The organism is Oribacterium sp. FC2011 (assembly GCF_000701645.1).
Lineage (GTDB): Bacteria > Bacillota > Clostridia > Lachnospirales > Lachnospiraceae > Oribacterium.
On record NZ_JNJM01000009.1, the window covers coordinates 32766 to 47965 of the forward strand.

Below are 15200 nucleotides of genomic sequence, written 5' to 3' on the forward strand. Positions count from 1 at the left end.
AAGCTACTTATAAATATACCAATTTTAGCGTGTCTCATCAAGAGTTTAGGCACCCATTTTGTGGACCCGGGGGACGGGGTTCGTGGACCATTTTATATGAAAAATGGCCCACGAACCCCGTCCCCCGGGTCCACTGTCTTATCATCTTCTGGCCAATGCCAAAAGCACATCTTTTTCGTTTCTCGACGGCACCTTCAGCACCTCGTCAAGGAGCATGTTGAGGATCATGCCAACCTCTGGTCCCTTGGGAATTCCCATTTCCATGAGGTCTGTGCCTGTGACCTTCAGATCAGAGAGGCTAATGCAGTCGCCCGCATCTCTAACGGCTTCCACGTGATTTCTCGTTACCCTGATCCTTTCGAGACGCTTTGCCGGTTCATCACCTGTTATCTGGCGGTTTAAGCATTCATCTGCATCAAGGAATGCGAGGTAGGTATCAAAGCCTATAACCGACAGAGTCTTTCTCACTTCATAAATGCTTTCCGGAAGATCCTCATCGAAAAGTCCCGCGATGATCCGGGCTTTATCAATGGTGTCGTTATCCATCTTCAGTTCCTTAAGGATGATCTTAGCCTCCTCCGGAACCGCTCTCAGGAAGGTGCCCCATCTCACATACTTTTCGTTCGGGATACCGTCGGGGATCCACTGACGGATGTCGGGATAAGGTGCGCCCATCTCGTTTGTAACATCAAAGGCATCATCAAAATGATCGGAAATATATCCGGAAAGTCCGCTCTCCGACACAAGGGCTATATGGTTCGGATGATCTGACATAAGTAGCTTCGTGAGCTCAACATTGATCCTCTCCTTTGAAACATTAATGAGGTTCGGGGCCAGCTCCTTGATTGCCTCGTAGGTTTCCGGATCGATCTCGAATCCGAGCTGAGCCGAAAATCTCAGGGCTCTAAGCATTCTGAGAGCGTCCTCCGTAAACCGCTGCTTCGCATCGCCCACTGCTCTTATGACATGAGCCTCCATGTCCTTCATGCCGCCGAAGTCATCCACCAGGCCGGAGTCAGCATTAACGGCCATGGCATTGATGGTGAAATCCCTTCTTGCGAGATCCTCGTGGAGGGACGGGGTGAATGTCACCGTGCTGGGGTGGCGGCCATCCAGATACTCGCCGTCTATGCGGTAGGTGGTTACCTCGTAGCCGATGAAGCCCTTGCCTGTGCGAACGGTTGACTGCATATCGGCAGCGCCCGGAGCATAGTCAACTCCTTCCAGGGCCTCAGCTTCCTTTGATTCATCCTCTCCTTTGTGAGCCTTCAGAAGAACCGTAACGGTACCGTGCTGTATTCCGGTGTCGATGGTTCTTTTGAACACCTTCTTGATCTCCTCAGGCTTTGCGCTGGTGGTTATATCCCAGTCCTCGGGAAGCCGCCCCAGAAGGCAGTCTCTCACGCAGCCGCCCACGGCGTAGGCCTCATGACCCGCATCCTCAAGCTTCTTAATTATATGTTTTACGTTTTCCGGTAATGTTATCTTTTCCATCTGTCTTCCTTCCATTGTAATGGGGGCAGACCCCATTACAATATTTTACGTAAATTCAGCCGGTGGACCAGGCTTTTGCTTGACTCATAATCTGCTTTACGGGGATATGAGTCATGTAGAATCATACTTGGCATTGACTCATATCTGGGGTTTTGATGATATGGGTCATGTAGAATCGGACTTGGCATTGACTCATATCTGGTGTTTTGATGATATGAGTCATGTGGAATCAGACTTGGCATTGACTCATATCTGGCGTTTTGATGATATGGGTCATGTAGAATCGGACTTGGCATTGACTCATATCTGGTGTTTTGATGATATGGGTCATGTAGAATCGGACTTGGCATTGACTCATATCTGGTGTTTTGGTGATATGGGTCATGTAGAATCGTTCTTAACAATGACTCATTTCCGGATTTTAGAGTTTTGGGTCATGGAGCAGCAGAACTTGAATATCTACTACTCATTCGTACACCATGGTTCACAGGCTGAACTGTTAACTATTTTACCCTATTATAGCAAAAAGTGTAACCTGTTATTATTGTAACAATGCCGCAATCTGTGTTAGAATATGGAGAAGTTTAAACATTATTCCAAAGGAGAGTCACGCCCGGAGAGTTCGGACGTTGTGAGAGGCAGATCATGAAAGACAAATACATGGCGTATATCGGTTCATACAGCTATACCGGAAACGCAAAGGGAATCACCATATGCGACGTTGATGTGGAGAAAGGTGTCCTCATCAAGAGAACAGAGATCGAGGTCAACAATTCTTCATATCTTGTAGCGTCAAGAAACCAGAAAACCTTATATTCCATTTCTGACGAGGGCATCGTTTCCTTCCGGATCATGGAGAACGGATCCCTCAGCAAGCTCAATACAAGAAACATCCGTGGTATGCGTGGATGCCACCTTGCCGTTGACCAGTATGATGAGTACATAATGGTTTCAGGCTATCATGACGGAAAGGCAACACTTCTCAAGCTGGAGAAAGACGGCTCAGTAGGACCTATCGTCGACGGTGTTTATGACAAAGGCATTGGCTCCGTTGCAGAAAGAACCTTCCGCCCCCATGTATCCTGTGCGAGAATGACAGACGACCAGAAGTACATCATGGTTGCTGACCTCGGTATAGACCAGGTGCGTGTTTTCAGATTTGACAAGGGCGACGGAAAGATGCGCCAGATCGACACCATCCGCTGCGAGCTGAAATCTGCACCCCGTCACTTCCGTTTCTCTCCCGACAGAAAGTATCTTTATCTTATGTATGAGATAAAGAATGTCATCGGCGTTTACCGCATGGAAGAGGGCGCAGGCTACGACGACGTTACTTTTGAGAAGATACAGGAAATTCCCACCCACAAAGAAAAGGGCGACACCAATCTCATTGCGGCAGCACAGATGAGATTCTCTCCGGACAAGGAAGCAAAGCATGTTTTCTGTTCCAATGCCGGAAACGATACAGTTTCCATATACGATCGTGACGTGGAGACCGGTCTCCTTACCATGAAGGGAAGTCTTCCTATCGCAGGAATTTATCCTAAGGATTTCTGCATCTTCCCTGATGAGAAGCATATCGCAGTGGCTAACCACGAGTCAGGCACCGTGACTTTCTTCAGCATTGACTATGACAACGGCCTGCTGGTAATGAGCGCAAGAGAAATCCGCGTGGATGAGCCGAACTGCATCTGCATGGTTAAGCTTCCTCAGAAAAAATAATCAGCAGCGAAGATAGCACAGCACTCCATCAATTCACTTGGAAAGATACATTATCTCTCAGAGACAGATGGATACACATCAATCAGATTTTGGAATAGCAGATATTACGGGTCGAGTAGAAGGGTATGCCTTTCTACTCGATTTTGTGTTATTATCACAACGAAGAGGGTTAGGGATTTCAGGGCTAATGTCTAACCCCAGGGCAGAGAGGCATCTCTGCTGTATATTGAAAAAATGTTTGCTTGAAAGGATATAGATATATATGGCCGGTAATACTTTTGGAAAACTTTTCAGGATAACTACTTTCGGTGAGTCCCACGGACCTGCACTTGGTGTAGTGATAGACGGATGTCCCGCGGGGCTGGAGCTCTCGGAAGATGACATTCAGCCATACATGGACAGGAGAAAGCCGGGGCAGAACCTGAAGACCACTGCCAGAAAGGAAGACGACAAGATCGAGATTCTGTCGGGCGTTTTTGAGGGTGTGACAACCGGAACTCCTATCGCTATCATTGTCAGAAATACCAATCAGCACAGTAAGGATTACTCGGATATCGCCCATGTTTTCCGTCCGGGACATGCGGATTATGGATTCTTCCAGAAGTACGGGTTCAGGGATTATCGCGGAGGCGGAAGGTCCAGCGGCCGTGAGACTCTGGCGCGGGTAGCCGGCGGCGCGGTGGCTGCCAAGGTTCTTGCGGATATCGGAATCACTGTGGATGCCGAGGTTACAGAGCTTGCGGGAATTGATGTGACTACACCTCAGGGCAGGGAAGCTGCGGACGCGAAAATCCTGGAGCTTAAGAGCGAGATGGACAGCGCCGGCGGCGTGGTGACCTGCTTTGTCAACAACATGCCCACGGGTATCGGCGAGCCGGTTTTCGACAAGCTGGACGCAAACCTCGCCAAGGCTATCATGTCTATCGGTGCAGTCAAGGCCGTGGAGATCGGTGACGGCACAAAGGTTGCCCGAATGCGTGGCTCTGAAAACAATGACGGCTTCGAAGCAGTTTCCGTTCCCATCGCTCCCATGGAGGATATGGAGGACAATGAAGACATCGAGCACGAGCCTTCACTTGAGGAGATAAACCACTTCCGCATGTCTCACGGTCAGGAGCCTCTCTCTTCGGAAGAGTATGAAGAGATGGTGGAGAACGGCGAGTTCAGCGGAATGGAGGAGATCTTCCAGGTCACCAGCAACCACGCAGGAGGCATCCTCGGAGGCATGTCCGACGGCGCCGAGATCGTCATCAGAGCCTACTTCAAGCCCACCCCTTCCATCGGTCAGCCTCAGCACACCGCCAATGAAGAGGGCGAAAACGTCACCATCGAGATCAAGGGCAGACACGACCCCACCGTTGTCGAGCGTGCCAATGTTGTCGTCGAGTGCATGGTGGCTGCCACCATACTGGACCTACTCCTGGAGAACATGGGGTGCAAGATGGACAACCTAAGAGATATTTACCCGGAAGATTGAGCCTCATATTCATATTCTTCATGATGAGTCAATAATCCATAAGTATTGTTGACTTCAATTCCAGAAATACATTATTTAAGTCACTCCACAGGCTTGCTACTGTTGACTTCAATTCTAGTAATATCTAATTTAAGTCATTTCACGGGCTGTTATTGACTATCCATCATGTAAAGGAGCAGAGCTCTTGCAAAAGCTCCCCCTCGTTGTTACAATTAACGGGCAAACACCCCCGTGGCCAAGGGCTCGCGGGAAAACCTGCAGCGGCAAGGCACAACGGAAGTGCGCTGATGCCCCTGCAAATATATATTAAGAAAGGCTATTATCATGGCAGACAAGAAACTTGTTGAGCAGATAACTCCTATGGAGGAGGATTTTGCCCAGTGGTACACAGACGTTGTTAAGAAGGCAGAGCTTTGCGATTACAGCTCAGTAAAGGGCTTCATGGTCATCCGCCCGGCGGGCTACGCTCTTTGGGAGAACTACATGAACGTTCTCGATAAGATGTTCAAGGACACAGGCGTTCAGAACGTGGCTATGCCAATGCTTATCCCGGAGTCACTTCTTCAGAAGGAAAAGGATCACGTCGAAGGATTTGCTCCTGAGGTTGCATGGGTTACAGAAGGCGGACAGAAGAAGCTTGAGGAGAGGATGTGTGTACGTCCTACTTCTGAGACACTATTCTGCGACTACTTTGCAAAAGTAGTTAAATCCTACAGAGACCTTCCACAGGTTCTTAACCAGTGGGTATCAGTTGTACGTTGGGAGAAGACCACAAGACCGTTCCTGAGAACCAGAGAGTTCTTATGGCAGGAAGGCCACACTGTTCACGCTACCGCTGAAGAGGCTGAAGAGCGCACAGTACAGATGCTTAACATTTACGCTGACTTCACCGAGCAGTATCTCGCTATCCCGGTTGTAAAGGGCAAGAAGACTGACAAGGAGAAGTTCGCAGGTGCCGTAGCTACATATACTATCGAAGCCCTCATGCACGACGGCCAGGCACTTCAGTGCGGAACTTCACACAACTTTGGCTCTGACTTTGCCAAGGCATTTAATGTTCAGTTCCTCGACAAGGACAACCAGCTTAAGCCTGTTCACGAGACTTCATGGGGTTATACAACACGTATGATCGGTGCTCTCATCATGGTTCACGGTGATGACTCCGGACTTAAGATTCCGCCTCGTATCGCTCCTATCCAGATCTGTGTGGTTCCTATCCAGCAGAAGAAGGAAGGCGTTCTGGACAAGGCTTATGCCCTCAAGGATCAGCTTATCAATGCCGGCTTCAGAGTAAAGGTTGATGACAGTGATAAGTCTCCGGGATTCAAGTTCGCTGACTGCGAAGTAAGAGGTATCCCTCTCAGAGTTGAGATCGGACCCAAGGATATCGAGGCAGGACATGCTGTTCTCGTTCGCCGCGACACCCGCGAGAAGATCCAGGTGGCATTTGAGAATCTCGAGGAAGAGGTTGCTAAGGTTCTTGAGCAGATCCAGAAGGATATGTTCGAGACAGCAAAGAAGTTCCTTGAGGACCACACCTCCAGTGCAACCAACATGGATGAGCTTGTTGAGATCGTTAACACAAAGAGCGGTTTCGTAAAGGCTATGTGGTGCGGATGCCGTGAGTGTGAGGACAAGCTTAAGGATATGTCAGGAATCACTTCAAGATGTATTCCTTTCGAGCAGGAGAAGATCTCCGACAACTGCGTTGTCTGCGGAAAGCCTGCAACAAAGATGCTTTACTGGGGCAGAGCATATTAATCAAGAAGAAAAAACAGGAGCACCACCATCCTTTCGGATGCGGTGCTCCCTTCCTTTTTTCCTTTCTTTAAATATTCTTACTTCTCTCCCTTGTTTTTCTAAATCTATTATTTTTCTTTATCTCTTATTTCTTATTTCCTATTTCCTTTATTTTCTGTAATTGAGTCCGGCTCCTTCTACAGTTTTGTTCGCGGTTGATGTTAAGGATTTTGTAATGGGGTCTGACCCCCTTACATTTCACTTACATTCCGTTCATCCTTTTTTTCATGAATGCCATTACCCAACCGATCATCACCGCCAGGGCTGTTAAGAAGCAAATTGCAGAAATCATCATGAAGCTGTTATCTCCGGTTCTTGTGGCTCCTCTTACTGCTCCGAGAACCTGTCCTATCGGGCTCTCTTCGATTTTATCACGGGCTGCTCCGAGAACCTGTCCCACCGGGCCGTTTTCGATGGCATCTCTTACTGCTCCAAGAACGCTTCCACCGGGGTCTGTAGTTTCTTCTCTTTCATGTTTCTTGCGGTTATCCTTAGGTTCTGAACTTGATCCTGAACTGCTTCCGTTGTTTGCAGGCTGGGTTTCAGCCGGTGCTGTCTCTTCCTTCTTTTCTCCGTAATGGTTGTTAAATTCTATGGAGTCAACAGCTTCTGTTCCCTTAGTGATTGTCATGGTGGCTGTCAGAACTCCTGCCTTCTTTTCAACTACTGCCTTAACTGTGTATTCAGTGGTATCGTAGGTGAAATTTGAAAGGTCTTCCTTTTCCTCGTAAATCTTATATGTATAGGTTCCTGCCTTCTCGTACTCTATCTTTCCGAATTCTACTTTACCTGTTCCAGCTTCAACAGTCTTAGCTCCGTCAACGCTTCCTGCCGGCATCGGGAATGTCTTGTCCTCTGCCTTCAAGGTGAAATGGAACTTTGCTGTATCCGGTGCGGTTCCGGAATCATTGGTTACCACCTTCTTTACCGGAGGATCGATTTCCGCCGGGCAGTATCTGTTTATGAAGATAGCTGCATCCTGTTTTGTTCCCGGATCGTCATCCTTATAAACCTTTACTACCGATGCCTTTAAACCCATGGTCTCCGGATCATTCTCTACGAAAACGATGGCGGTATATACTGTGTCGTCATATGTGTATGCATCTGTAGTTCCGGCTGTTTCTCTGATCTCATATCTGAAATCTACAGGCTCTGTGAAAGTCCTGGTAAATTCAGCCTCCACTGTCTCGCCCTTTTTAGCCTGAACCTTTAGAGAAGTCTGATCAAATGCCGGTGCATCGTCCAGCGGAGTCATCACTATGGTTACTTCCTCCGAAGATGCTTTCTCTCCCTCAAGAGTAACTCTCACAGGAATCTTCACAGCTGCTTCATATTTTCCTGTTGCTGCAAAAACGCTGATGTTAAGGAGCAAAGCAAACAGCATTACCAGGAATGCTCCTATATATTTATTTCCAGAATTTCTACTCATCATCACGAGCCTCCTTAGGGGTTTGCTCTGTCGGCACTCGACCTGTCTGTTAGTTTAATGTCTCTGCATCCGGTATCATCTAAACCCTTTTGGGCTTCTCACCGGAAAAATCTTGTCTCAATCTCCGGAAATTGTCTTCCATTCTCTGCTGTTTTTGCAGCTTTGGCTTCTCACCGGAAATCTTCATCTCAATCCTTTTATCTGTATCCTGTGGAGCCCCGAAGGGCTCCACCCGGACTACTACTAAATTTTAGATTGATAGTTTATTCATTGGGGATCAGACCCCCTTACAGGTTTCTTACATCATTCAGGTTTTGCCTGATCCTTTTCCCTGTAATTTATATTAAATACTTTGTTTATAGTTCCGTAATGGGGTCAGACCCCCTTACAGGTTTCTTAATTTATTTACTGTGACTAATGTCTAAAATACTTTGTTTATGGTTCCTACGCTTTTCGATTTCAATAGTGATTAGATTTCACTGTATCTTTGTATATGTTCTTTTGATCCTTTCCTTTTATCACTCTTCGAACTGATCTTTCTTTCTAAGGAATGTAACTGCTGCGCTTCCTGCCAGAACTACCATGAGTGCATATGGAGCGATATCCATTGCTACACCGGTAGGTGTTACATTGTTTCTATCGTTGATGATGGTAAGTGTTGCGCCATCAGCCAGTGCGTTTACAGTTGCCTTTGCATCTGCATCTACAAGTGCCTGTGCTGCGGTTGTGTTTCCTGCATCATCGCCTGTGATTGTGTAAGTTGTTGTGTAACCGTTAAGTCCTGCCTCATTCTCAGATACGTATACATCGTAATCGCCTGTAAGTCCGTAAATGTGAACTGCCTCGCTATTGCTGAGGGTTACTGCAACCTCTGTTCCGTCTGCTGCGATATTCTGCTTTCCGCCATCTGCATCCTCAAGCTGGAATTCCTGAGCGCTTGATGCGCCTGTATCTGCCTTAGCACGGATTGAAATCTTGAATGTGAAGTCCTTGTTAAGCTCTCCGGCATTTCCGGTAACTGACTTTGTGATTGTAAGATCGTGTGTTGTATTATTTTCTGCACCAAAGTCGTTAGTAATGTCAGCTATCTTTGTGCCGTCGTCCTTTGCAATAACTACATTGTCAACCTTTACTCCGCCGCCTTCCTTATTTACTACACTTACGTACATGTAGTAGGTATTGGCATCGTATGTAATTCCGCTGTAGCCGCCGTTCTTCTCTTTTACTGTGTAGGAGTAAACTCCGGGTACTGAGTAAAGACTGTCGGGAACCTTGATTCCGAAATCTGCCTGATAAACTCCATCTGCCGGGTACTCGGTGATGTTTGCAAATGCTGCACCCGTTATGGTCATTCCGGTGATCTGCTCTGCAGTTCCCGGGGTGAGCTGATAAGTATGAGTCTGATCATCGTTTCCCAAAAGGTCTACAGTTGTTGCATCTGATGGGCCAGCTGTTACTTCAAGCTCGAAGGTTGTCTCAGGTGCCATGGTGTGGTTGTTGGTATCTGTCGGTACCTTCTTGGGGATTGCAATTTCATTTGCTGCGAATGCTGTTAAACTCATGGTTGCTGCCAGAATGCCTGTGGTGATAACTGCCATTAATTTGTTTACGTTCTTCTTCATGATAAACCCCTCTCTAAAATTTAGTTTTATGTTGTGTCTTTATTTTTATAAGTACCTACGCATGTACTTATTGAGTTCTGAATAATGTCTACGCCTTTATTTTGACTTTTCTCTGTTATCTGATTCCTTTGTTCTTTCTGAGTCCTTCCGGATCCGGATCTTTGTCCGGATCCCCGGGACTCATTTTATGGTATTCGTTTGTTTTTTAATCCTCGAACAGTCTCTTCTTCTCGAAATCACATGCCAGGAAGAACATTGCTCCGAATCCTGCAAGTGCCAGTGCCATGAATGGTCTCATGTCATCGTTGAATCCTGTCGGTGCTATAACATTGTTTTCATTTACGAAATATATAGCGTTGACTGTTCCGAGAACCTGAATGCTTGTAATGCTGCTTTCATTTGTTATTGCATTTTCTGCTACTCCCCACTTGGTTTTGTAGGTTGCATAATCTTTATTTGCTTTTACTTCAGAAACCTTGTATTTAACTCCTGAAGGAAGTACAATTGTTGCGGTGGCCGGAGTACCGAGAGTGGTTGGTGTTATGGTGAATCGGTAAGCTCCGTCAGACTGTTTAACAACCGTCGTTCCACCCGCATTAAGGGTTTCTATATAGTTTTCTGTGTAAACTGCAGGAGTTGTGCCATCTTCGTTGTAAAGGTACAAATCGAATGCAGTTTCTTGTGCTGTCGCCATATTTCCTGTGTAGGTCTTGGAAACCTCGAGAGAATCAACCTTTATAACGTTATGTGCAGTTAATGTTGTAAGTTCTTCTACGTCTTCGAGACTTTCTATTCCTGTTATGTGTCCTCCTTCATCGTGTGAGAAGATTACGTTCTTCATGACTCCGTCCACCAGCATCGGATGGTAGGTAATGTCTTCAAGTTCGAAACAGATATTTCCGCTTCTTTCGGTGAACTTATAGTCATGTCCTGTTTCTATCATGTAGTATCCGGATATCAGCTCCACGCCCGGCATGGATGAGAATCCGTATTCATCGCCCTTTGCCTTTGATACCAGGATTCCGGGTGATACATTGATCTCTGTATCATTGGTCCAGGTTATCTCAAGTTCGTCTGCTGAAATGGAAGCATTTGAGTTATCAAGTGTGATTCCGGTTCTGTAATCAACTCCGTCCTTCTGTAATGCAAGTACTATGGAGTTATCTTTTATGAGTGAAATCTGATCTTTGTGATTCAGCTTCCAAAGCTTTGCGATGTCGAGTTTTGTGCTTGCCAGAATCATGGGCTCCGGAGGATCGATGGTTACTGTCTGAGGATCTGAGTAAGTTGTACTTGAAGATCCGTCCTGAGTAACAACATCTACTGTCTGGTAAGTAACTTCTGCGCTTGTGTTTGTCTTGTAGGTCCAGCGACCTATTACAGAATCTCTTACAAGATTCGAATCAGTTACTTCTGTTGAATCATCATTCATCTTGTCAGCAACTGTATCGTATGCATCCTGCTTCGGCCAAACTATGAAGCTTACCGAGTAAGTCGCTCCGTCCTCAAGTCTGTAATTTGTACCTCCTAAGTTCCATACAACCGAGCCGTCACTGTAAGCTGCGGTCTTTAATTCACTGTCTACGTCTTCATGATCTACTACTGTATCGTCTCTCTTAACGATCTTGTATGTGTAATTGCTTGTTCCGCCGGAAACCACTACAGAAGCTGTAAGGTTTGTGAGTCCGTCGGTAATGCTTACATTGGCGTATGAGAGATCCTGCTGGATGATGCTTATAATCTGGCTGAATGCTGAGTTCAATGCTGCCTGATCTGTTGCTTCGAAGTAATTCTCTTCTTCACTGAGAAGTCCCTGCATGTTTGTTGCATCACCGAAAGCATTGATTGTATATAAATGTTTGTTGGCGTTTATTATAGCTGTAGCTGCTGTTTTCGCTGCGTCGTAGCAATATCCATGAGAATCCTTGTTACCTTCACCGTAAACCCCGTAAGTATAGTTGTAATCACTTAAGTAACCGTTTGCATTTTGTCTGAAGGTAGGATTACCGTCTGATACGAAGATCACATATACCGGATCATCATCGTTGAAGTTGTAACTGTTGGCTGCCAGTAATGCTGCCTCCCAGTTGGTTCCTCCGTCAGCTGACAGACCGTTTACTGCTGAACTGAAAGCTGAAAGTGTTGTGTACTTACCTGATGTGGAGTTAACCTTTGTTGAGAAGGTTATGAGTCCAACCTCGATGTTGTCCGGATTCTCCGGTGTGTTGTTGGCGAACAACTGCTCTGCCAGGCCATTGATGGAATCCTTTGCTACTTCAAGTCTTGACTTTGATGATGAGATGTATTTATATCTGGTTCCTGTGTAGGTGTACCACTTGTTGCCGGACTTATATTTCCACTTTCCATCTCTTATCTGGAGCTGTACGTATTTTCCGTTAACCTTTCCGTAATTCGCGTCACTTGCGGTTGATTCAACATATGAGCTTGTTACATCATCCATACTTCCCGAAGTATCGAGAACTACCAGAACATTGGCCTGGGACCTCTGGGTTGCTCCCTTGGATGCGCCCTTAACACTGAGTGTTAATGTATAAGTTCCGTCTCCGTTGTCTTCCAGTGTCTTTGAAGTCTTCGGTGCATCCAGCTCTAATGGATCTACCTCTCCGCCTTCCTGAACTTCTGTCTGCTTGTAGATAAGATAAATGTCTTTTTGTACTGTACTGATGTGGCTTCCGGTTAAGCTGCCTTCATAACCTGCCGAATCCTGCTCGACTCTGTTTCCCGAAGCATCGAAGAAGTCTACGTAATAATTTGTTCTCATGCCCATATAGGCACTTGATTCTCTCTTCTTTACTCTTGTTATGACGTTTCCGCTAACGCTTCCGAGTCTTGCTTCCAGGTAGTCGTGATTTGTAACTCCGCCCTGATAATCTGCAAGTACTACCTCGCCATCTCCGAGATCAAGTGTGTATCCGTTCTCGTTGTTGAGGATCTCTGTTCCGCTCTGATCTACGTAGTGAACATGTATGTCTGCTGCGTTATTGTCTTCTATGTACCAGGTGATTGCGAAGAGTGAGAAGCTGTCTACTTCAAATTCTGCTACCGCACTTGCTACCTCAACTGCCTCTTCCTCATCTCCTTCGAATCTGATCTCATCGTCACTTGAATCCAGTGCCTTGACATCGTCTGTATCTGCTACCTTTTCAGTTTTTAATGTGCTGTTGTTGTCCTTGATGTGATGTACCTCGAGTGAGGATGCATCGATTGTATTCAGGAACTGTTCATCGTTTAATGTTATCTTTACCTTTACATTTCCGTTTGGTTCGACTTCATTTCCGTAATCGTCCTTAAAGCTGATGTCAAGTAAGAGTGAATTGTCGTAAATTCCGTTAGCCTTAAGCTCTGCGATCTGTGCGTCTGTAGGAGCTTCTCCGTTTCCTTCAGCTTCTTCCGGCTTGTAAAGTCTCTTGACTTCAAGTGTTGGTTTGAAACCTCCAAATGCGTCCTGTGATGCGAAAATTTCTACTGAGTATCCATCTATCTCTGTGAGGTAATGTATCTTTCCAAGTGAACCGATGGAGTACTGTACGATCTTCGCTACCATTAATTCTTCTTTTGCAGCTTCCTTATCTTCCAGAACGGCTTCCTTCACTTCGGCTATGAGTTCCTTTGCGAAGTCGTCGTACTCACCCTTTGTCTCCTCGACCTCTGATGGTGAAGCAACCGGCATTTTAACTGTTGTTTCCGGCTTCTGAATCTCTTCTGCTGCTGTGGTTTCCGGTTCAGCCATCATTCCTGTAAGGTCTTCCAGTGTCATCTGTCCTTCAGGAATCGTTCCCTCGATGCCTTCTACCGGTTCATCCCCTGTGGATATTTCTGTTGAAGTTGTATCTGTCTGAACCCCTTCTTCCTGATTATCTTCTGTGAAAATGTCCACTATAGTTACATTTGATTCATTTCCTGATCCTGCTTCATTCTGTCCAGCTATTTCTGCTCCGGATCCATCGTTCTGTTCCAATGTCTCTGTTCCGAGTCCATCACTCTGCTGTTCGATTTCCTGTCCATCCTGCTGTCCTTCTTCCTGTCCGTATTCCTGTCCGCCCTGCTGTCCTCCTTCTGCTGCTCCATTGTTGTCGTCTAAGTCTGCCTGTATTTCCTGTTTGTCTGCTGCATCGTTGTCATTTCCGTCTGTGTTTCCCGCTTCTGCAGCTATATCTTCATTTTTTTCCTCTTCTTCTGTTTCGGGACCCTGCTGCTCTTCTTCGAAAACGTATCCCTCGCCTATGACCTCAGCGTAAACAACCATTCTTCCAAGTATTATGTTTGATACATTGTCTACTGCATCTGAGATCTGGTCTGTGATGGAATCTTCGTTATCTTCAATGTCTTCGATCTGTGCCTGTGCTCCATCTTCGTTTTCGACATTAGCATTATCTTCTGTATCGCTGATCTCTGCTGTATCGTTATCTGTCAACTCTGCTGCATCATTGTTTGTTAACTCTGCTGAATCATCATCTGTCACCACTGCTGTGTCATCGTTTGTCTGCTCTGCTGCGTTGTTTTCTGTCAACTCCTGCTGTGATGTGTTTGTGTCGGCCTCGATGTAACCCTGGTTGTTATCTTCTGTATCAGCACCGTTCTCTATGTCTGTGGATTCCCCTGCTCCTGCTTCCTGTTCAGCTGTAACAGGATTTGAGATTTCAGTGCTGCCATTTTCGTTATCTTCCGGTGTTATAATCTCGGATGTATCTGCTATTCCTTCCTGAATGTTTTCTTCACCGGGCTGTGTGAGTTCTTCTGTTCCTGTAGGTCCGGCTTCCATGTTTACAAGTTCCGGTGCCTGTGTAGTTTCAACCGCCTGTGTGGTTTGAACTACCGCTGCTGTTGTCTCCTCAGTCTTCTTTACACCTGCCTGTGCAAGTACTCTCTTGAGAGCTGCTGTTCTTCCGCAAACCTCTACGGAATCGTACTTGACGCCGTCAACCTTAAGTGTGAATCTTACTGCTCCGTCGGAAGCATTGATAAACATGAAGGTGATCTTTTCTTTTCCGGTAAGCTGGTAATCTGAGTTATCTGCTGTGTCCTGTTCCGGATCTCTGTAGTAAGCATCCTCTCCGCCGTTTACCAGAGTGTCGATCTGAGATGACGGCTCATAAAGGATGATGTCATCTTCAGTTCCGTAACGGAAGTTTACGTCTCTTGAAAGAACCGATTCATCAGCTGCGTTCTCGTCTTCAAGATCAACCTTGGCTTTCTTTTCGTCCTTCTGAACGAATATCCTAAGCTCTGATTCTGCTTCACTTGAAAGGATATCTTTCACTGAATCGGGAACTTCTACTACGTACAGTCCCGGGTTCCTGTTGAAGAATGCCTCATATTCTTTTATTGCTTTCTTACTGTCTGAAGTCGCCCCCAGATAGTCCCCTGCATCGAACAGCCGGTTCTCACGGATTGCCGTCAGAGCTGCGTCTCTCAGATCGTCACTTAAAAGGTCAAGTACAACCTTTTTGTTTACGAGCCCTGATACTGTTGCAGTGGACTCTGTCGGAATTGAGGCTTCAGCTGCATATACAGGTGTCTGTACTCCTGAAACTATGAGACATACAGATAATAGTGTTGCTAACCCCTTTTTTATTGATTTTTTGATTGAATATTTAGCTCGTTTCATAATCTCTATCCTCTAAAAAATCCAACT

8 protein-coding genes are annotated in these 15200 nt (G+C 46.1%); 4 read left to right on the plus strand and 4 right to left on the minus strand.

Annotated features, from left to right (window positions below):
- Positions 1-141: 141 nt before the first annotated feature.
- Positions 142-1494 carry a CCA tRNA nucleotidyltransferase gene (locus tag T357_RS19140; protein WP_044916574.1) on the minus strand — a complete coding sequence of 451 codons (1353 nt, stop codon included), beginning with the start codon at positions 1492-1494 and terminating at the stop codon, positions 142-144.
- A gap of 160 nt (positions 1495-1654) precedes the next feature.
- On the opposite strand from T357_RS19140, the gene T357_RS0108640 reads away from it, so the two are divergent.
- The 4 genes from T357_RS0108640 to proS all read left to right on the plus strand — a co-directional run bounded on the left by T357_RS0108640 (position 1655) and on the right by proS (position 6454).
- Positions 1655-2044, plus strand: coding sequence for a hypothetical protein (locus T357_RS0108640; RefSeq protein WP_155991332.1), 390 nt, complete (start codon positions 1655-1657; stop codon positions 2042-2044).
- 95 nt (positions 2045-2139) lie between these two features.
- On the plus strand, positions 2140-3216 hold the full coding sequence (locus T357_RS0108645) for a lactonase family protein (RefSeq protein ID WP_031551082.1): 1077 nt from the start codon (positions 2140-2142) through the stop codon (positions 3214-3216).
- A gap of 262 nt (positions 3217-3478) precedes the next feature.
- Entirely contained in the window at positions 3479-4693 is a 1215-nt protein-coding gene (gene aroC / locus T357_RS0108650; protein WP_031551085.1) for a chorismate synthase, read from the plus strand.
- A gap of 324 nt (positions 4694-5017) precedes the next feature.
- The gene (gene proS, locus T357_RS0108655) at positions 5018-6454 is read left to right on the plus strand and encodes a proline--tRNA ligase (protein ID WP_031551087.1); all 1437 of its coding nucleotides are present in this window, start codon (positions 5018-5020) and stop codon (positions 6452-6454) included.
- A 241-nt stretch (positions 6455-6695) separates the two neighbouring features.
- Here the strand turns inward: proS and T357_RS0108660 are convergent, their stop codons facing one another.
- From T357_RS0108660 to T357_RS0108675, 3 genes are all read right to left on the minus strand, one after another.
- The gene (locus tag T357_RS0108660) at positions 6696-7922 is read right to left on the minus strand and encodes a Spy0128 family protein (RefSeq protein WP_197027323.1); all 1227 of its coding nucleotides are present in this window, start codon (positions 7920-7922) and stop codon (positions 6696-6698) included.
- A gap of 518 nt (positions 7923-8440) precedes the next feature.
- Positions 8441-9544: a DUF7601 domain-containing protein gene (locus tag T357_RS0108670; RefSeq protein ID WP_031551090.1), complete on the minus strand. Its 1104-nt coding sequence runs from the start codon at positions 9542-9544 to the stop codon at positions 8441-8443.
- A gap of 205 nt (positions 9545-9749) precedes the next feature.
- Positions 9750-15173 (minus strand): DUF7604 domain-containing protein, encoded by a 5424-nt coding sequence (locus T357_RS0108675; RefSeq protein WP_031551093.1) that lies wholly within the window; start codon positions 15171-15173, stop codon positions 9750-9752.
- Between the last annotated feature and the right edge of the window lie 27 nt (positions 15174-15200).

Excerpts from the sequence above, each read along its gene's own strand:
- T357_RS19140 (WP_044916574.1), bottom strand. The coding sequence starts at position 1,494 with ATGGAAAAGATAACATTACCGGAAAACGTAAAACATATAATTAAGAAG.
- T357_RS0108640 (WP_155991332.1), top strand. The coding sequence starts at position 1,655 with ATGGGTCATGTAGAATCGGACTTGGCATTGACTCATATCTGGTGTTTT.
- T357_RS0108645 (WP_031551082.1), top strand. The coding sequence starts at position 2,140 with ATGAAAGACAAATACATGGCGTATATCGGTTCATACAGCTATACCGGA.
- aroC (WP_031551085.1), top strand. The coding sequence starts at position 3,479 with ATGGCCGGTAATACTTTTGGAAAACTTTTCAGGATAACTACTTTCGGT.
- proS (WP_031551087.1), top strand. The coding sequence starts at position 5,018 with ATGGCAGACAAGAAACTTGTTGAGCAGATAACTCCTATGGAGGAGGAT.
- T357_RS0108660 (WP_197027323.1), bottom strand. The coding sequence starts at position 7,922 with ATGAGTAGAAATTCTGGAAATAAATATATAGGAGCATTCCTGGTAATG.
- T357_RS0108670 (WP_031551090.1), bottom strand. The coding sequence starts at position 9,544 with ATGAAGAAGAACGTAAACAAATTAATGGCAGTTATCACCACAGGCATT.
- T357_RS0108675 (WP_031551093.1), bottom strand. The coding sequence starts at position 15,173 with ATGAAACGAGCTAAATATTCAATCAAAAAATCAATAAAAAAGGGGTTA.